Annotated in this window: 19 protein-coding genes; 8 read left to right on the top strand and 11 right to left on the bottom strand. The window is 64.4% G+C overall.

Going from position 1 to position 18,256, the window contains the following annotated elements:
- On the bottom strand, positions 1-1,194 hold the full coding sequence (locus tag H1B27_RS20820; protein WP_197967342.1) for a low temperature requirement protein A: 1,194 nt from the start codon (positions 1,192-1,194) through the stop codon (positions 1-3).
- A gap of 24 nt (positions 1,195-1,218) precedes the next feature.
- The gene (locus H1B27_RS20815) at positions 1,219-1,455 is read right to left on the bottom strand and encodes a BolA/IbaG family iron-sulfur metabolism protein (protein ID WP_008139419.1); all 237 of its coding nucleotides are present in this window, start codon (positions 1,453-1,455) and stop codon (positions 1,219-1,221) included.
- 194 nt (positions 1,456-1,649) lie between these two features.
- Here H1B27_RS20815 and H1B27_RS20810 point away from each other — a divergent pair, with 194 nt between their 5' ends.
- Positions 1,650-2,009, top strand: coding sequence for a DUF427 domain-containing protein (locus H1B27_RS20810; protein WP_061882955.1), 360 nt, complete (start codon positions 1,650-1,652; stop codon positions 2,007-2,009).
- Positions 2,010-2,124: 115 nt separating this feature from the next.
- Here H1B27_RS20810 and H1B27_RS20805 read toward each other — a convergent pair whose 3' ends face one another.
- On the bottom strand, positions 2,125-2,298 hold the full coding sequence (locus H1B27_RS20805) for a DUF1328 domain-containing protein (RefSeq protein ID WP_061883064.1): 174 nt from the start codon (positions 2,296-2,298) through the stop codon (positions 2,125-2,127).
- Between the two features lie 189 nt (positions 2,299-2,487).
- On the opposite strand from H1B27_RS20805, the gene H1B27_RS20800 reads away from it, so the two are divergent.
- Complete coding sequence (locus H1B27_RS20800; protein ID WP_061882956.1) at positions 2,488-3,672, top strand: acyltransferase family protein; 1,185 nt, start codon at positions 2,488-2,490, stop codon at positions 3,670-3,672.
- A 134-nt stretch (positions 3,673-3,806) separates the two neighbouring features.
- Here the strand turns inward: H1B27_RS20800 and purL are convergent, their stop codons facing one another.
- Positions 3,807-6,020 (bottom strand): phosphoribosylformylglycinamidine synthase subunit PurL, encoded by a 2,214-nt coding sequence (purL, locus tag H1B27_RS20795; protein ID WP_197967341.1) that lies wholly within the window; start codon positions 6,018-6,020, stop codon positions 3,807-3,809.
- A 423-nt stretch (positions 6,021-6,443) separates the two neighbouring features.
- On the opposite strand from purL, the gene H1B27_RS20790 reads away from it, so the two are divergent.
- The 3 genes from H1B27_RS20790 (at position 6,444) to H1B27_RS20780 (ending at position 8,448) form a co-directional block, all read left to right on the top strand.
- Complete coding sequence (locus H1B27_RS20790) at positions 6,444-6,923, top strand: PaaI family thioesterase (protein ID WP_197967340.1); 480 nt, start codon at positions 6,444-6,446, stop codon at positions 6,921-6,923.
- A gap of 74 nt (positions 6,924-6,997) precedes the next feature.
- Positions 6,998-7,963 carry a DMT family transporter gene (locus tag H1B27_RS20785; protein ID WP_197967339.1) on the top strand — a complete coding sequence of 322 codons (966 nt, stop codon included), beginning with the start codon at positions 6,998-7,000 and terminating at the stop codon, positions 7,961-7,963.
- Between the two features lie 59 nt (positions 7,964-8,022).
- Complete coding sequence (locus H1B27_RS20780; RefSeq protein ID WP_197967338.1) at positions 8,023-8,448, top strand: GFA family protein; 426 nt, start codon at positions 8,023-8,025, stop codon at positions 8,446-8,448.
- A gap of 76 nt (positions 8,449-8,524) precedes the next feature.
- Here the strand turns inward: H1B27_RS20780 and purQ are convergent, their stop codons facing one another.
- The gene (gene purQ / locus H1B27_RS20775; RefSeq protein WP_197967337.1) at positions 8,525-9,226 is read right to left on the bottom strand and encodes a phosphoribosylformylglycinamidine synthase subunit PurQ; all 702 of its coding nucleotides are present in this window, start codon (positions 9,224-9,226) and stop codon (positions 8,525-8,527) included.
- 169 nt (positions 9,227-9,395) lie between these two features.
- Here purQ and H1B27_RS20770 point away from each other — a divergent pair, with 169 nt between their 5' ends.
- Complete coding sequence (locus H1B27_RS20770) at positions 9,396-10,412, top strand: magnesium and cobalt transport protein CorA (RefSeq protein ID WP_028178834.1); 1,017 nt, start codon at positions 9,396-9,398, stop codon at positions 10,410-10,412.
- Positions 10,413-10,422: 10 nt separating this feature from the next.
- On the opposite strand, the gene purS is transcribed toward H1B27_RS20770, so the two are convergent.
- Positions 10,423-10,665, bottom strand: a complete 243-nt coding sequence (purS, locus tag H1B27_RS20765; RefSeq protein WP_025037302.1) for a phosphoribosylformylglycinamidine synthase subunit PurS — start codon at positions 10,663-10,665, stop codon at positions 10,423-10,425.
- A gap of 12 nt (positions 10,666-10,677) precedes the next feature.
- Entirely contained in the window at positions 10,678-11,445 is a 768-nt protein-coding gene (gene purC / locus H1B27_RS20760) for a phosphoribosylaminoimidazolesuccinocarboxamide synthase (protein ID WP_173015815.1), read from the bottom strand.
- A gap of 322 nt (positions 11,446-11,767) precedes the next feature.
- Between purC and H1B27_RS20755 the strand changes: the two genes are divergently transcribed.
- The gene (locus tag H1B27_RS20755; protein ID WP_061882963.1) at positions 11,768-12,091 is read left to right on the top strand and encodes a DUF1476 domain-containing protein; all 324 of its coding nucleotides are present in this window, start codon (positions 11,768-11,770) and stop codon (positions 12,089-12,091) included.
- 133 nt (positions 12,092-12,224) lie between these two features.
- On the opposite strand, the gene cynS is transcribed toward H1B27_RS20755, so the two are convergent.
- The 4 genes from cynS to H1B27_RS20735 form a co-directional block, all read right to left on the bottom strand.
- Complete coding sequence (cynS, locus tag H1B27_RS20750; RefSeq protein WP_061882964.1) at positions 12,225-12,707, bottom strand: cyanase; 483 nt, start codon at positions 12,705-12,707, stop codon at positions 12,225-12,227.
- Positions 12,708-12,721: 14 nt separating this feature from the next.
- A complete protein-coding gene (locus H1B27_RS20745; protein WP_197967336.1) occupies positions 12,722-13,645 on the bottom strand; it encodes an ABC transporter ATP-binding protein in 924 nt (307 codons plus the stop codon).
- A 5-nt stretch (positions 13,646-13,650) separates the two neighbouring features.
- Complete coding sequence (gene ntrB, locus H1B27_RS20740) at positions 13,651-14,493, bottom strand: nitrate ABC transporter permease (protein ID WP_197967335.1); 843 nt, start codon at positions 14,491-14,493, stop codon at positions 13,651-13,653.
- A gap of 154 nt (positions 14,494-14,647) precedes the next feature.
- Positions 14,648-16,030 carry a CmpA/NrtA family ABC transporter substrate-binding protein gene (locus H1B27_RS20735; protein WP_197967334.1) on the bottom strand — a complete coding sequence of 461 codons (1,383 nt, stop codon included), beginning with the start codon at positions 16,028-16,030 and terminating at the stop codon, positions 14,648-14,650.
- A gap of 160 nt (positions 16,031-16,190) precedes the next feature.
- Here H1B27_RS20735 and H1B27_RS20730 point away from each other — a divergent pair, with 160 nt between their 5' ends.
- Positions 16,191-18,140 (top strand): sigma 54-interacting transcriptional regulator, encoded by a 1,950-nt coding sequence (locus tag H1B27_RS20730; protein WP_197967333.1) that lies wholly within the window; start codon positions 16,191-16,193, stop codon positions 18,138-18,140.
- Positions 18,141-18,256: the final 116 nt, after the last annotated feature.

Below are 18,256 nucleotides of genomic sequence, written 5' to 3'. Positions count from 1 at the left end.
TCAATGCTCCGCCGCTTCTTCCGGCTCGGATCCCAGCGACACCGACTCCCAAACCGCCACAACGATCATGATCATCGTGGTGGCGACTGACAGCCAGAGCGGCGAGAGGTCGGCTGCGAACCACCACAGCACCAGCAGCAGGGTGATGCCGATCCCGTGCGAGAGCTGGAGGAAGCCGCGGATCGCGTACTTGAAAAGGATGGTGCCGACCAGGAACACCAGTGGGCCGCCGACCGTGCTCACGATGGTGCGGGTGTCGGAATGGCCGCTCGGGTGTTTCAGCACCAGCTCGTCCGAGACCGCGGTCAGGATGATGCCGGCCACGATCGGCGTGTGCAGATAGGTGTAGGCGAGCCGGGCCAGGCGGCCGGATTCGGCGGACTTCGAGATGCGCTCGGCTCCGGCCTCCGCGCCCTTGTGAAAATAGATCCACCACATCGCGATGGCGCCGACCAGCGCCGAGACGAAGGCCAGGATGTTGTTCGCGGTCCAGTCGAGCTCGGCAAAGGTGGCGCCGTTGACGACGATGGCCTCACCGAGCGCGATGATGACGAACAGCGCGCAGCGCTCGGCCATGTGGCCGCCTTCGACGGCCCACGCCTCGAGCGAGGAAAACCCGAGCTTCGGAACCCAGAAGCGTGCCGCCGGCGAGATGTATTCCCAGGTCACCGCCGCGATCCACAGCCACAGCCGCGTATCTCTCTCGGACAGGCCGCCTGCGATCCACAGGACGGCGGAGATCGACAACCAGATCAGGATACGGATCGCGTTATGCCGCACGGCCGTTCGATGCCGCGGCGTTGCGAGCAGCCAGAATGCGGTACGTCCGACCTGCATGGTCGCGTAGGCAATCGCGAACCACAGGCCGCGCCCCTCGAACGCGGTCGGGATCGTCGTCGACAGCACGAGGCCGCCCAGCATCATCGAAAAGAGCAGGAGGCGGACCGGCGTCAGCTCGGGATTGAGCCAGTTGGTGACCCAGGCGGTGTAGACCCATACCCACCACACCGCGAGAAACAGCACCGCGACGTGCACCGCGCCGAGCGGCGTGAAATGATGCAGGAGCGAGTGCGAGATTTGCGTGATGGCAAAGACGAAGACGAGGTCGAAGAACAGCTCGACAAAGGTGACGCGGCTGTGCTGGCTCGGCACGATAACGCGAAACATCGCGCCGCGAGGATTGTCCGCAGCCATCATCGCCCCCGTGGCACGATCAGGTCAGGTGCCGGGCACGCCGGTTTGCAGCGCCAGCGCGTGCAGGACGCCCCCCATCTGGCCCTGCAGGGACTGGTAGACGATCTGGTGCTGCTGGACGCGCGACTTGCCGCGGAAGGATTCCGAGATCACGGTCGCGGCATAGTGGTCGCCGTCGCCGGCGAGGTCACGGATGGTCACCTCGGCATCGGGGATCGCTGCCTTGATCATCGCCTCGATATCGTGGGCGTCCATGGGCATTCGGGTCTCGCTCCTTCTGGTCCAACCGTTTTCCAAGCGTTCGAATCGCTGCCGGGGTCCCCTCGCCGGCAAGCCCAAACTTAGCGTGAATGGCCTTCTCCGTCACGCTTTCCGGCACTATATCCGTGATCCCATCAGGATAAAGGCACGACAAAGTGCCGCGCGCGGCAGATTGATCGAAAAGGCGTGAAATCATGAAGCTTCCAGGGCCCGACCACCCCATCACCATCACCCCAAATCCCCGGCGCGTCCGGGTGACCGCAGGTGACATCGTCATCGCCGAGACCGGCAAGGCGCTGACCCTGAAGGAGGCCAGATATCCGGCGGTGCAATATGTGCCACGAGAGGACACCAACATGGCCCTGCTGGAGCGCACCGACCGTGTCACGCACTGCCCGTACAAGGGGGACGCGAGCTATTTCAGCGTCAAGGCCAACGGCAAGATGCTGGATAACGCAATCTGGACCTATGAGACGCCCTTCCCCGCCATGACCGAGATTGCCGGCCATCTCGCCTTCTATCCGGACAAGGTGAAGATCGAAGAAGTGGGGTAGCGCGCTCCGTATGCCGCCGTCATGGCCGGGGCTTCTTCCCGGCCTTCTTGGACGCAATCGATGGGTGCACGGGTCAAGGCCGCTGTCACGACCGAGCGTGTGGGGCGCAGCCCCGCTAAGCCCTGAAGATCGTGAGGCCCAGTATCAGCAGGACGAGGAAGATCACGACAAAGACGTAGAACAGGAAGCGGGCGATATCGGCGGAGGCGGCCGAAATGTCGGTGAAGCCGAGCACGCCGGCCACGATCGAGACAAGCAGGAAGATCAGCGCCCATTTCAGGATTGTCATTGCCTGCTCCGCGACCGCCATGGCCGCGACGACGGCGGCCGATCCATTCACTCGTTCTAACTGCGGATTGCGTCACGGGTTCCGCGACAACCCGGAGCGGCGATGCGGAGCTGTCGGGGCATGATTCGGCCTTGCTGAATCAGGTTCCCCGCTGCAACATTTGACGACATAGCCTGCTGGGAGGCGTGCATGACATCGATTTCCACCGTGGGGCATGCCGACATCAGCGCAGTGCCTAAAGCCAAATCGCGAAACCTGGCGCTTGATCGCGCCCGCACCTTCCTGACGCTGGTGGTGCTGCTCCACCATGCCGTGCTTCCCTATACCTATTTTGGTCATACCGATCCGAAGTACTTCTTCGGCTTCGACATGATCGTGCTCGCCACCGACAGCTTCTTCATGGCGATGTTCTTCTTCCTGTCGGGCCTGTTTGCGTGGTCGGGCATCGCCCGCAAGGGACCGCTGAACTATCTTGCAGATCGCCTGCTTCGGCTCGGCCTGCCGTTCGTGATCTGCGCATTCACGGTCATTCCGCTCGCCTATTACGCCATCTCCCTCCGGCACCATCCCGAGATCGGCTTTTCGGAATTCTGGTGGAATATGGTCACGAAGGGCCCGTGGCCGAGCGGGCCGATTTGGTTCCTTTGGGTCTTGTTCGCCTTCGACCTGGTTGCCTGCATCCTGTATCGGCTGTCGCCCAATTTGCTTGGTCCGATCAACCGGCTCTCGCTGTACGGTCGCCGCCGGCCCGCCGTGTTCTTCGCAGTCATGCTCGCCGTCACCACGGCGTTCTATGTTCCCGGGCTGATGCGTTATGGCCAAAGCAGCTGGTTCGAATTCGGCCCATTCTCGGTCCAGCACGGACGCGTGATGCTCTATGCGAGCTACTTCTTTTTCGGGGCCGGCATCGGCGTCGCAAATATGGATCGCGGACTGCTCGCGGCAGACGGTCGGATGGCGAAAGTGAGCTGGGACTGGATGGTGCTGGCGATCGTTCCGTATTGCCTGCTCTGGGTGCTGATCTTCATCAAGCGCGAAATACTGGGAAATCCGTCGCCGTTGCCGAACTGGTATGAGGGGCTCTACGCCCTCTGCTTCGCTGTCTTCAGCGTGGCCATCATGTTTCTGATCCTGGCCTTCTTTCAGAGGTTCAGGCAATCAGGCTCAGCCAAGCTGCTCGATCCGATGCGGGCGGACGCCTACGGCATGTTTCTGGTGCACTACCCGATTGCGCTTTGGCTGCAATACTGGCTGTTCGACTATGACCTGCCGGCGATCGTCAAGGCCACGATCGGGTTCGTACTGACTGTCGCGGCGAGCTGGGCGCTGACGCGAGCGTTGCGGCAGATCCCGGGCGCGTCGAAAGTGCTGTGAGGCATGGCCTCCCGTTATGGCGGGGTCGTAGCCCGGATGAGCGCAGCGATATCCGGGGTCCTGCCACAAGCGACAGCGGTCCCGGATATCGCTGCGCTCATCCGGGCTACGGCACTGACGTCGAAGCAGCCGTCTCAGGCCGCCTTCCCGCCCATATAATCCGGCAACCAGCGCTCGTGTGACGTCCGCAAGCTGTCGATCGACACCGGCGCCTCGCCGGCGATCGCGATGGCATCTCCACCGGTGGTCCCAATCCGCACGCAGGGCACCTCGCAGCCACGCATCTTGGCGAGCACGCGGCCGGCTTCCGTCTCCGGCACGGTGACGAGATAGCGCGCCTGGTCCTCGCCGAACCAGTAGGTCTGCGGCACCAGCGCGGTCGGCGCCGCCAAGAGCTTGGCGCCGATGCCGCCCGCCATCGCCATCTCGGCGAGCGCGATCAAAAGACCGCCGTCGGAGAGGTCGTGCACGGCGGTCGCGGTGCCCGCATGGATCATGCCGCGCACGCAATCGCCGTTGCGCTTCTCGGCGGCGAGATCGACCGGCGGCGGCGCGCCCTCCTCGCGGCCGCAGATGTCGCGCAGGTACACGGACTGGCCGAGCCAGCCATGGGTCTCGCCGATCAACAGGATCGCCTCGCCCTCGGCCTTGAAGGCGAGCGAAGCCGATTTGGTGAAATCGTCGAGCAGGCCGACGCCGCCGATCGAGGGCGTCGGCAGGATCGCACGGCCGTTGGTCTCGTTGTAGAGCGAGACGTTACCGGAGACGACCGGGAAGTCGAGCGTGCGGCAGGCTTCCGAGATGCCCTTCAGGCAGCCGACGAACTGGCCCATGATCTCGGGCCTTTCAGGGTTGCCGAAGTTGAGATTGTCGGTGATCGCGAGCGGCTTGCCGCCGACCGCGGTGATGTTGCGCCAGGCTTCCGCCACCGCCTGCTTGCCGCCCTCGAACGGGTCCGCCTCGCAATAGCGCGGCGTGACGTCGACGGTCAGCGCGAGGCCCTTCGGCCCGTCCTGCACGCGCACCACGGCGGCATCGCCGCCCGGACGCTGCATGGTGTTGCCGAGGATGACGTGGTCGTACTGCTCCCAGACCCAGCGCTTAGAGCACATGTCCGGCGTGCCGATCAGCTTCTCCAGCGCAGGCCCGAGGCCCATCGGCGCCGGCACGTCGCGGGCGTGCACGACCGCCAGCGCGTCGGAGGGGACATGCGGGCGGTCATAGAGCGGCGCCTCGTCGCCGAGCTCCTTGATCGGCAGGTCGGCCATGACGTCGCCGCCATGCTTGACCACGAAACGCTTGCTCGGCGTGGTGTAGCCGACGACGGCGAAGTCGAGGCCCCATTTCTTGAAGATCGCCTCGGCCTCCTTTTCCTTCTCGGGCTTGAGCACCATGAGCATGCGCTCCTGGCTCTCCGAGAGCATCATCTCGTAGGCGCTCATGCCGGTCTCGCGGGTCGGCACTGCATCGAGATCGAGGTCGACGCCGAGATCGCCCTTGGCGCCCATCTCCACCGCCGAGCAGGTCAGGCCCGCCGCGCCCATGTCCTGGATCGCGATGACGCAGCCCTTCTCCATGATCTCGAGACAGGCTTCCAGCAGCAGCTTCTCGGCGAAGGGATCGCCGACCTGCACGGTCGGGCGCTTCTCCTCGGACTTGTCGTCGAACTCGGCGGAGGCCATCGAGGCGCCGTGGATGCCGTCGCGCCCCGTTTTGGAGCCGAGATAGACGATCGGCATGTTCACGCCGGAGGCCGCCGCATAGAAGATCTTGTCGGCGTCGGCGAGGCCCACCGCCATCGCGTTGACCAGGATGTTGCCGTCATAGCGGGTGTGGAAGCGCACCTGGCCGCCGACCGTCGGCACGCCGAAGGAATTGCCGTAGCCGCCGACGCCCGCGACGACGCCCGAAACGAGATGCCGCGTCTTCGGGTGCTCGGGCGCGCCGAAGCTGAGCGCATTGAGGCAGGCGATCGGGCGCGCGCCCATGGTGAAGACGTCACGCAGGATGCCGCCGACGCCGGTGGTCGCGCCCTGATACGGCTCGATATAGCTCGGGTGGTTGTGGCTCTCCATCTTGAAGACGACGGCCTGGCCGTCGCCAATGTCGATCACACCGGCGTTCTCGCCCGGGCCCTGGATCACCCAGGGCGCCTTGGTCGGCAAGCCGCGCAGATGGATGCGCGAGGACTTGTACGAGCAGTGCTCGTTCCACATCGCCGAGAAGATGCCGAGCTCGGTGAAGGTCGGCTCCCGCCCGATCAGCTTCAGGATGCGCTCATACTCGTCGGGCTTGAGCCCGTGGGCGGCAACCAGTTCGGGGGTGATCTTGGGTTCATTCTTCGACATGGGCTGACACTCTTGCGGCGCTGACCGCTGCGTTCCCTCCCCCCTTGTGGGGGAGGGTTAGGGAGGGGGGTAAGCCCCACGGCCGGTGCCCGCGGCTACCCCCCTCTCCAGCTCTCCCCCATCGCAAGTCGGGCCTGCCCGACTTGCGCCAACCAATTATGCGCAACCGGGGTAAACCCCGGTTGCGTGGGGGAGAGAGCAGAGCGGAGCACGTGGTGAGCGCAACGCCAGACATCGGAAGACGCTTTTCCCTTGGATTCGAGACCGTTCTTAGGAACATACGGGGCTCGCGAAAAGCCCTTTATGGCGCATTTTCCCGCTGTCCCACGTTTTGCGCCGGGGGGCCGGCGGGAACGGGAATTGCACGGCGCGGTCGGATCGGATTTAAGGACTCAAGACCCGCAATTGAAGGCCTGATTTCCTTTGCACGAATTGACCAACGCACCCCCGCCCCGCCGCCCCGACCTCCATGTCGCCACCGAGGGCGAATTTGTGGGCTGGCGGACCTGGATTCGCGACAGTTTCGAGTCCCATGTCGGCCCCTTCTGGCACCGGATCGAGGCGGACGGCAGCGTCAGCTGCGCGTTCCGGGTCGAGAAAAAGCACCTCAACGGCTCCGGGAACGTCCATGGCGGCTGCTTCATGGCCTTTGCCGACTACTCCCTGTTTGCGATCGCCACCCATGTCCTGGACAGCCGGGCGGTGACGACCAACTTCGCCTGCGAATTCCTCGACGCGGCACGGGAGGGCGAGCTGATCGAATGCACCGGCGAGGTCAGCCGCGCCGGCGGTTCGCTGATCTTCCTGCGCGGCAAGATGACGTCCGGCGAGCGGCTGCTGCTGACCTTTTCCGGCACGATCAAGCGGATGAAGCGGAAGTCGCTCCCCCAGCCAAACGCATAGCTCGGCACCTTCCCTTTTCGCGCCCCCTCGCCCAAAGTTGGCCAAGCGCTTTTGCGCCGGGGAGCAGGAACAAGGTGCCGCAGAGCACATCGGAGGCGGGTCGCGCGGCGGCATCCGCATCAGCGCCGTTGCCGTCCATGCCCGCCACCGGCGTGCGGAGCTGGCGCGACTGTGCGTTGCTGCTGGCGCTGGCCTGCTGCTGGAGTTCCACCTATCCGCTGGCGAAGCTGGCGCTGGATACGATCCCGCCCATCACCTTCATCTCGGCGCGCTCGCTGATCGCGGCCGCTTTCCTGTTCGCGATCCTGTGGATGCGCGGGGTCAGCATCCCGACCGACGCGAAAGCCTGGAAGCTGTTCGCAACCCAGCAATTGATCAACTCGACCTTCCCGTTCCTGATCATCACCTGGTCGCAGCAATATGTGCCGGCCTCGAACACGGTGGTGCTGGCCTCGACCACGCCGATCTTCGCCTTCCTGATCACCTCGCTGATCACGCGGCACGAGCCGGCGACGCTGCTCAAACTCACTGGTGCGATCCTCGGCCTTGCCGGCACGATTCTCATCGTCGGCCTCGATGCGCTGCGCGGCTTCGGCAGCGAGATCGTGGCCGAGATCGCGATCCTGCTCGCCACCATCTCCTTTGCCTGCGCAACGATCTTCGGCCTCCGCCTGTCCGAATACGACCCGATGGTGGTGGCGGCCGGCTCGCTGCTGTTCGGCGGCCTCGTGCTGCTGCCGCCCGCGCTGCTGATCGATCAGCCCTGGACGCTGCACCCGACGCCGACGGCGATCGTGGCCACCATCGTCATGGGCATCGTGTCGAGCGCGCTAGGCCTGATGCTGTTCTACGTCTGCCTCGGCCGGCTCGGCACGCTGACGACGAACGCCCAAGGCTATTTGCGCATCCCGATCGGCGTCGGGCTCTCCGTGCTGCTGCTCGGCGAGAGCGTGCCGTCAAAACTCGCGCTGGGGTTATTGCTGGTGATGGCCGGCGTTGCCGCGATGACGGCGCCTGCGAAGAAGCTCAAGCTGCGCTAGGGTCTGGACTCAACCAAGCTGTGGCCGTGGAATCAATCTGAACAGGAGATACAGACAACATGGTGAGCGACACGAACATTTGGGCCGGCCAGTGCCATTGCGGTGCGGTGCGCTTCGAGGTGACGCTCAGCGACGGCTTCAATTCGATCCGCCGCTGCACTTGCTCTTACTGCCGGATGCGAGGCGCCGTCATGGCCATGGCGGAAATGAGTGGGTTCAAGTTCCTGCAGGGCGAGGACGCGCTCACAACCTACCGCTTCCATACCGGATCGGCGCAACATTTCTTCTGTTCTCGCTGCGGAATATACACGCATCATCAACGGCGATCTGACACGACATCATATGCCGTCAACGTGGCCTGCCTGGACGGGGTAAGCCCATTCGACTTTGCCGAGGTGCCCGTCATGGACGGCGTCAATCACACCAACGATACCGGCAAGCCAACGCGTCGAGCAGGCACGCTCCGGTTTATCCCGGCTGACTAAAGCGGAATGGCTTTCGCAGCGGTCGCGAACGACACCGCCGCAATCACGGCGAGCGTCCGCTTCGACACCGGCAGGATCACGCAGCCTTTTCCAGATGCTGGACGAGGCCGGCGAACAGGCCGCGGCCGTCGGTGCAGCCCATGATGTCTTCGACGTGGTTTTCCGGATGCGGCATCATGCCGAGCACGTTGCCCTTGTCGTTGACGATGCCGGCGATGGAGTGCGCCGCGCCGTTGATGTTATGGGCCTCGTCGACCACACCTTCCGGCGAACAATAACGATAGAGCACCCGCCCCTCGCCTTCGAGCCGCTTGATGGTCTCTTCGTCCGCCTCGTAATTGCCTTCGCCATGGGCGACCGGCACGCGGATCACCTGCCCGGCATTGTAGCCGCGGGTGAACGGCGTGTCGGAACGCTCGACGCGCAAATGCACGTCATGGCAGATGAATTTCAGCCGCGCGTTGCGCATCAGCACGCCCGGCAGCAGGCCGGATTCACAGAGGATCTGAAAACCGTTGCAGACGCCGAGCACGAGCCCGCCGTTGGCGGCATAGTCGCGCACCGCATCCATTACCGGGGCCCGCGCCGCGATCGCACCGCAGCGCAGATAGTCACCGTAGGAAAATCCGCCCGGCACCACCACGAGATCGGTGCCCGCCGGCAGCGACGTTTCGGCGTGCCACACCATCGCGGGCTCGCTGCCCGAGATCAGCCTCAACGCACGCGCCATGTCGCGCTCGCGGTTGATTCCGGGAAAGACGAGGATGGCGGCTTTCATGGCAGAGGTTCCGACGGTGGGCGGGAATCGGGGCTGGCCAAAGGGCCAATTCGTGAAGAGACATAACCATTTGACGGGGATTTTACCAGTGCTAGCCTTGGTCGCGCGCCTTGTACACAGGCGATAGTCGCATGCCGATCGGCCAGTCGTTTCGCCCGGGATTGAAGCCATGAACGTCCCGTCGCTGCCCGCGTCCCCCTCCGAGCCGGTGCCCACCGAGGGCGTCGTCGCCGCCGGCGCCTATGTCGACGGCCGGCGCGTCGCCAATATCGCCATCAGCGAGGCCTCGAGCTGGCGGGCCAAGCCCGGCCACGTGGTCTGGATCGGTCTGCACGAGCCGGACATGACGCTGCTCGGCGCGGTCCAGAAGCAGTTCGACCTGCACGAGCTCGCGATCGAGGACGCCAACCACGCCCATCAGCGGCCCAAGATCGAGCAATATGGCGAGGCCCTGTTCATCGTGGCGCGCACCGCGCAATTGATCGAGGGCCGGATCGCCTTCGGCGAGACGCACATCTTCGTGGGCGAAGGCTATCTGGTCTCGGTGCGCCACGGCGCCTCGACGTCCTACACGCCGGTGCGCGAACGCTGCGAGAGCTGCCCGCGGGCGCTCGCCCGCGGCGAGGACTACATCCTCTACGCCATCCTCGATTTCATCGTCGACAATTACTCGCCCGTGCTCGAGAGCATTCACGAGGAGGTCGAGGGCATCGAGGACGACGTGCTCTCCAAGCCCCTCAGCAAGGCGCAGATCGAGCGGCTCTACATGCTGCGCCGCGACCTCTTGCGGCTCAGGACCGCGATCGGCCCGCTGGTGGAGGTCTGCCGCCGGCTCGAGCATGATGAGCTGTCGATGGTGCGGCAGGCCATGCAGCCGCTGTTTCGCGACGTCACCGACCACGTCCGCAACATCCAGGAGCGCATCGATTCCATGCGCGAGGTGCTGGCCTTCGCCTTCGAGGCCAGCCTGCTGGTCGGCCAGGCCCAGGAGACGGCGGTGTCCAAGAAGCTCGCCTCGTGGCTCGCGATCATCGCGATCCCGACCGCGCTCGCCGGCATCTACGGCATGAACTTCAAGCACATGCCGGAGCTGGAATGGGAGTACGGCTACTACATGCTGCTCGGGGTGATGCTGACGGCATGCGGCTCGCTGTACTGGCGTTTTCGCAGCGTCGGTTGGCTGTGAGCCATCCTGCTCACCCGAGCAGCTCGACCCGATAATTCTCGATCACGGTATTCGCCAGCAGCTTGTCGGCGGCCTCCTTCAGCGCGGCTTCCGCCTTGGCCTTGTCGGCGCCGGCGAGCTCGATGTCGAACACCTTGCCCTGGCGAACGCTGGCGACGCCGTCGACGCCAAGCGACTTCAGCGCGCCTTCGATGGCCTTGCCTTGCGGATCGAGGATGCCCGTCTTCAAGGTAACGGTGACACGTGCCTTCACGTCAAACCTCTCTCAGCTCTTCACCAGCACCGGGCCGGAGCCCTGCGGACGCTCGTTCTCCATGAGGATGCCGAGACGCTTTGCGACCTCGGTATAGGCCTCGAGCAGGCCGCCGAGATCCCTGCGGAAACGATCCTTGTCGAGCTTCTCGTTCGACTTGATGTCCCACAGACGGCAGCTATCCGGCGAGATCTCGTCGGCGACGATGATGCGCATCATCTCGTTCTCGAACAGGCGCCCGCACTCCATCTTGAAGTCGACGAGGCGGATGCCGATGCCGAGGAAGAGGCCGGTGAGGAAATCATTGACGCGGATGGCGAGCGCCATGATGTCGTCGATCTCCTGCGGCGTCGCCCAGCCGAAGGCGGTGATGTGCTCTTCCGACACCATGGGGTCGTTGAGCTGGTCGTTCTTGTAGTAGAACTCGATGATCGAGCGGGGCAGCTGCGTACCCTCCTCGATGCCGAGGCGCTGCGACAGCGAGCCGGCGGCGACGTTCCGCACCACCACCTCGAGCGGCACGATCTCGACCTCGCGAATCAGCTGCTCGCGCATGTTGAGCCGGCGGATGAAATGGGTCGGCACCCCGATGTCGTTGAGGTGCTGAAACAGGTACTCCGAGATCCGGTTGTTGAGGACACCCTTGCCCTCGATCACCTGATGCTTTTTCGCATTGAACGCAGTGGCGTCGTCCTTGAAGTGCTGGATCAGGGTACCGGGCTCGGGGCCTTCGTAAAGAACCTTTGCCTTGCCTTCATAAATGCGACGCCGACGGCTCATGGGGATGTACCGTGTTTTGTTGAAATCCATGAATTTGGTGTGCTCCGGTTGACTAGGATTACGACCCACAGCGGAGCTGCCGTGAACGGCTGGGAACCCATCCATAAACCCTTGGAAACAGAACGGGAACCAAGCCTTCAGGCAACCTATCCGATTGGCTGTCCGAGCACAATCGATCCGGCCGTCCGGCGCCAACTTATACCATCTTGCCTGCGGCTTAACGGCCCGTTGTTTTGCCGATTCGTGCTATCTATGTAGGCATGCAGCCGGGTCGCCGCAACGGAAGGCTCCCGCGCCATTCAGCAGGAGATTTGGAACAGGCATGAGCGAGTTCGACAAGCGCCAGGAAGGCTTCGAGAAGAAGTATGCCCTCGACGAGGAGCAGAAGTTCAAGGCGGAGGCCCGCCGCAACCGGCTGCTCGGCCTGTGGGCGGCCGAAAAGCTCGGCATTACCGGTGACGCCGCCACTGCTTATGCCAAGGAGGTGGTCGCGTCGGATTTCGAGGAGGCCGGCGATGCCGACGTCCTGCGCAAGCTGACGGCCGATTTCGCCGCCAAGAACGTCGCGGTCACCGAGCAGGCGATTCGCGCCAAGATGAGCGAACTGCTCGCGGTGGCGGCTGCCGAGGTGAAGGCGGGGAAATAAGCGCCCGCGCGTCTCCCCCACACACCGTCATTCCGGGGCGCGCGCCAGCGCGAACTCTGGTGCGCAATTGCGCACCTGAGAATCTCGAGATTCCGGATCGCCGCTGACGCGGCGTCCGGAATGACCCCAAACCTCACTCTTCCTTGAAGCCGTATTCCGGCACGTTGCCGCTGGCGCCGTAATATTTGTACGGCAGGAACTTGCCGCTCATGGTGATCTTGACGCGGTCGCCCTTCGGGTTCGGCAGGCGCTCCATCACCATGTCGAAATCGATCGCCGACATGATGCCGTCGCCGTACTCCTCCTCGATCAGCGCCTTCCATGCGGGGCCGTTGACCATCACCAGCTCGTAGAAGCGGTAGATCAAAGGGTCGGTCGGCGGCATCGGCATGCCGCGCATCGGCGTCTCGTTCAGCATCGCAACTTCCGCCTTGGACAGCCCGAACAGCTCGCCGGCATTGGCGGCCTGCGGCTTCGTCAGCTTCATCTGGCCGAGGATCGCGCCGACGATCAGCACTTCGGAATAGCCGCCGATCTGCTCGCAGATGTGCTTCCAGCTCCAGCCCTTCTCGCGCTTGATGTCGAGCAGTTTTTCGGTGAGGTCTTCGCGTTTCATCAGGGGTCTCCGTGTCAGGCAGTCAGTCCGGGACTGGTCCCGGAGGTCCAGGTCTGTCGTTGCTCTTCGCCGTTCGAGGCGATCGTCAATCCAGGCTTGCCGATCTGCACCATCGGAACGTTGCGAGGATCGTGATCGGGTGTCTCGGCGGCAAAGGTCTTGCTGCGCGTCACCAGGAAATCGATGATGTGGTTGCGCAAGGCGTAGTAGAGCGGATGGCGGTGCAGATCGGTGCGGCCGCGATCCCGCGGCAGCGGGTTCTCGACGACCTCGGCCAGCACCGCGCCGGGACCGTTGGTCATCAGGAAAATCTTGTCGGCGAGATAGATCGCCTCATCGACGTCATGGGTGATCATGAACGCAGTCTGCCCGGTCTCCAGGCAGATGCGCCGCACCTCGTCCTGAAGCGTGCCGCGCGTCAGCGCGTCCAGCGCCGAGAACGGCTCGTCCATCAGCATCATCTTCGGCGTGATCGACAGCGCCCGCGCGATGCCGACGCGCTGCTTCATGCCGCCCGACAGCTCCGACGGCCGCTTGTGCTCGGAGCCGGTGAGACCGACGAGATCGATGAAGGTCTGCGCATGCGCCCTCACCTTGGCGCGATCCCACCTCCGCCATTTCGAGCTGACGGCATAGGCGACGTTGCCGAGCACGGTGCGCCAGGGCAGAAGCGCGTGGCTCTGGAAGATCACGGCGCGGTCGAGGCTGGTGCCCGAGATCGCCTGGCCGTCGACGATGACGGCGCCCTCGCTCGGCGCATCGAGGCCGGCGAGGATGTTGAGCACGGTGGTCTTGCCGCAGCCGGAATGGCCGATCACGCAACAGAACTCGCCGCGCGCCATCGAGAGCCAGAGGTTCTCGAAGATGGTGGTGGTCGCGCCGCCCGCTCCGGGATAACGCTTGGCGATGCCTTCGATCGAGATGAACTTGTCGGTCACTTGCCCTACTCCGGAAACGTGACCATGCGCGTGAAGCGCGCGAGAATCTGGTCGAGCAGCATGCCGACGACCCCGATCAACAGGATCGCGATGATGACGTTGGTGATCGAGAGGTTATTCCACTCGTTCCAGACGAAGTAGCCGATGCCGGTGCCGCCGACGAGCATCTCGGCGGCAACGATCACGAGCCAGGCGATGCCGATCGAGATGCGCATGCCGGTCAGGATCGTCGGTGCCGCCGCGGGCAGGATCACCGTGAAGGCGCGCCTGACGGTCCCGACCTCCAGCGTCCGCGCGACGTTGATCCATTCCTTGCGCACGCTGGCAACGCCGAAGACGGTGTTGAGCAGCATCGGCCAGATCGAGCAGATGAAGATGACGAAGATCGCCGAGACCGAGGAATCCTTGATGGTGTAGAGCGCGAGCGGCATCCAGGCCAGCGGCGAGATCGGCTTCAGCACCTGGATGAAGGGATCGAGCGCCTTGCTGAGCAGCGGCGACATGCCGATCAGGAAGCCGAGCGGAATTGCGACCAGCACGGCCAGCAGATAGCCGGCGCCGACCCGCGCGATGGAATAGCCGAGCTGGATGCCGAGCCCCTTGTCGTTCGGCCCGTTGTCGTAGAACGGCCGCTTCATATGCTCCCAGAGCTTGGCACCGACGTCGAGCGGTCCGGGCATCGCCGATTTGCCCTGCGTCGCGGTCAGGCCCATCAGCTTGGCGTATTCGGGGCTCATCGTCGCCGTCGTGCCGGTCGAGCGCGTGGCGAGATGCCAGACGCCGAGAAAGGCGGCGAGCAGCACGATGGAGACGAGGCCGGCGCGGAGACGGAGGGAGGATGTTGTCATCTCCCTCTCCCCGCTTGCGGGGAGAGGGTCGGGGTGAGGGGGAGCCTCCGCAGGGACGGTGAGAGCGGTACTCGCGGAGAGCCCCCCTCACCCGATCGCTTCGCGATCGACCTCTCCCCGCAAGCGGGGCGAGGTGAAGAGAGAACGACGATCATCACGACTGCTTCCTGATCTTGAAGCTCGCCACATAATCCTCCGGCTTGGCCGGATCGAAGGTCTTGCCCATCACCGCGAAGGACTTGTACGCGCTTGCAGGCGGCGACAGCCCCATCTCGGTCATCAGCTTCTTGGTGTCGGTGGCGAGGTACACCTGCTCGGCGATCGCCTTGTAGTCGACGTCGCCCTTGATCTGGCCCCAGCGCTTCATCTGCGTCAGCATCCACACCGCGAAGGACTGCCAGGGAAACGGATCGAAATCGACCCGCTTGGGATCGGTCTTCACCCCGCCGAGGCCGTCGGCATAGGTGCCGGTCAAGACCTGCTCCAGCACCGTGACCGGCGCGTTGATGTAGTTCGCAGGCGCGATCGCCTCCGCGATCTGCTTGCGGTTCTCCGCCTTCGACGCATAGGCGGTGGCATCGACGATGGCCCGCGTCAGCGCCGCAAAGCTGTTCGGCGCCGTCGTGATGAATTCGCGGCTGGCGGCGAAGCTGCAGCAGGGATGACCGTCCCAGATCTCCTTGGACAGGATATGCATGAAGCCGACGCCGTCATAAATCGCGCGCTGGCAGATGTTGTCGGGCGCGAGGAAGCCGTCGATGTTGTCGGCGCGCAGGTTCGCCACCATTTCCGGCGGCGGCACCGAGCGCAACTGCACGTCGGTATCAGGGTCGAGCCCGTGCTCGGCGAGATAATAGCGCAGCAGATAATTGTGCATGGAATAGTCGAAGGGAATGGCGAACTTCATGCCCTTCCAGTCTTTCGGGTCGCGCTTGTCCTTGTGCTTCATCGCAAGCGTGATGCCCTGCCCGTTGATGTTCTCGATCGCAGGCACCGCGAACGGAATGGCATTGGCACCCAGGCCGAGCGAGATCGCGATCGGCATCGGAGCCAGCATATGCGCGGCGTCGTATTCCTTGTTGATGGTCTTGTCGCGAACCACGGCCCAGCCTGCCGTCTTCACCACTTCGACATTGAGGCCGTGCTTGGAATAGAAGCCGAGCGGAGCCGCCATGATGATCGGCGTTGCGCAGGTGATGGGAATGAAGCCGACCTTGAGGTCCTTCTTCTCGGGCGCGCCGGTTGCGGCGAAGGCCTCCGTCGCCGTCCTGAGCGGGAAGAATTGCGACAGCGCCGCGAGCGCGGTCGACGCACCGACAGATTTCAGGAAGGCGCGGCGCGCCACGTCCTGCGGAAACATCGCGCGCATCACGGCGGAGGCGACGACGCCCTCGTAGCGCTTCTCCTCGCTTTCGATGGGTTCGCAACGCAGCGCCGTGGCTGCCTGGTCATGCTCTGCCGCGGATCGGTGCTGGCCACAGGCACAGCCGGCCCGAAGGTTGCGGTCGGGATCAAACGGATTGTCGAACGTGGACATCAGCCCTCCTGCGCGTCGTTGCGAAGAAGTATTACGCAAGGAGCATGCCACGGCCTCCAGATCGGCCAGCGCCTTGACGACGCAGCACTTTCGATCGAGCTTGGTCACTACGAAAATTCGTGGTAAACGAGATTTCGTAGTTCAATTACGAGATTTCGCAATGGCAACGACGCCAATGCCCGCCCACGACGACGTGGCTCCCCCGATCGATCCGCGCGTCGCAGCGTTCGAATCCTCGGTCGAGGCGACACTGCTGGTCGATCCCTTCAGCGACCAGATCGTCGATGCCAATCCCGCCGCCTGCTCCCTGCTCGGCTATGACCGCGCGCTGCTGCGGCAGACCAGGCCCAGCACGCTCCACGCCGGCGAGCTTCCGGCCCTCACCGTCTTCACCCAGGCCGTGCTGCACAAGGGCGCCTACTGGACCACGGCGCTCACTCCCCGCCACGCGACGGGGCAAGATCTCCAGCTCGAATATGCAGGCTGCGTGCTGCCGCATGACGGCCGCACGCTGCTGCTGCTCACGCTGACCGATCTCGACGCGCGCCGTCGGCGCAATGTCGATGCCGCCGCCGAGGATCACATGCGCAGCGGCATATCGACCTGGCAGCGGGTCGAGCGCGTCTTTCAGGACATCGAGCGCGAGAACCAGTTGATCCTGCGCGCCGCCGGCGAAGGCATCTATGGCGTCAACGCGGAAGGAAAGACCACCTTCGTGAACCCCGCGGCGGAGCGGATGCTGGGCTGGACCGCCGAAGAGCTGGTCGGCAAGGAGATTCACCCGATCGTGCACCACACCCACCACGACGGCCGCCATTATCCCGATCACGACTGCCCGATCTATGCGGCGTTCCGTGACGGCGCCGTGCATCAGGTCGATGGCGAGGTGTTCTGGCGCAAGGACGGCTCGCCGGCCTGGGTCGAATACACCTCCACGCCCATCCGCGACCGCGGCGTCGTGGTCGGCGCGGTCGTCGTGTTTCGCGACGTCAGCCAGCGGCGCGAGGCCGACGAGAAGCTGCATGCGGCGCTCGCCGAAGTCGATCGCCTGCGCGAGCGGCTCGAATTGGAAAACGCCTATCTGCAGGAGGAGATCCGCATCGAGACCAATCCGCGCGGCATCATCGGTGGAAGCGAGGCGATCCAGAAGACGCTGCGCCAGGTCAAGCTGGTGGCGCCGACCACGGCTGCGGTGATGATCACCGGCGAATCCGGCACCGGCAAGGAGCTGATCGCGCGTGCCATCCACGAGGACTCGACCCGCAGCGACCGGCCGCTGATCCGGGTCAACTGCGCCGCGATCCCGCGCGAATTGTTCGAGAGCGAGTTCTTCGGCCATGTCCGCGGCGCCTTCACTGGTGCAATGCGCGATCGCATCGGCCGCTTCGAGCTCGCCGACGGCGGCACGCTGTTTCTCGACGAGGTCGGCGAAATCCCGCTGGAATTGCAGGGCAAGCTGCTGCGCGTGTTGCAGGAAGGCCATTTCGAGCGCGTGGGACAAGAACGCACGCGCGCGGTCGACGTCCGCGTCATCGCCGCGACCAATCGCGACCTCAAGCAGGAGGTCCAGCGCGGCCGTTTCCGCGAGGACCTGTATTTCCGCCTCAACGTGTTCCCGATCGAAACCGTCCCCTTGCGCGAGCGGCGCGAGGATATTCCGTTGCTCGCCCACCACTTCCTGACGCGCGAGGGCAAGGCGCTGAAGTCGAACCTGCGTCTGTCCGAGGGCGATGCGCGGCGACTGACCCGCTACGACTGGCCCGGCAATGTCCGCGAATTGCAGAATGTGATCGAGCGCGCCGCGATCCTATCCCAGAACGGCCGTCTGCGCATCGATCTGCCCGACGGCTCCGGCGCGCAGGTTCTGACCGGCGCCGCACGCCCAAAGGCCGATGCGCGCCCGGCGGTCATGACCTCATCCGAGATGCGCGAGCACGAGCGCGCCAATATCCTGGCTGCACTCGAGGCCTGCTCGGGAAAAGTCTTTGGCCCCGGCGGCGCGGCCGAAATGCTCGATATCAAGCCGACCACCTTGGCCTCGCGGATCAAGGCGCTGGGAATTGCGCCTCGTCCGCCGCATGCGGCCCATCCTTCGAGACGCCCGCCATAGGCGGGCTCTTCAGGATGAGGGCGGAGTGCGCGGCAACGGAAGCAACAGACACCGATGCCGCTTAGCCTCATCCTGGAGAGACCGCGAAGCGGTCGTCTCGAAGGACGAGGCGCGCG

Origin of the sequence: Bradyrhizobium diversitatis, assembly GCF_016031635.1 — a bacterium.
GTDB lineage: Bacteria > Pseudomonadota > Alphaproteobacteria > Rhizobiales > Xanthobacteraceae > Bradyrhizobium > Bradyrhizobium diversitatis.
Note: the sequence above shows the minus strand (reverse complement) of the source record. Positions and strands in the feature narration are given on the sequence as shown.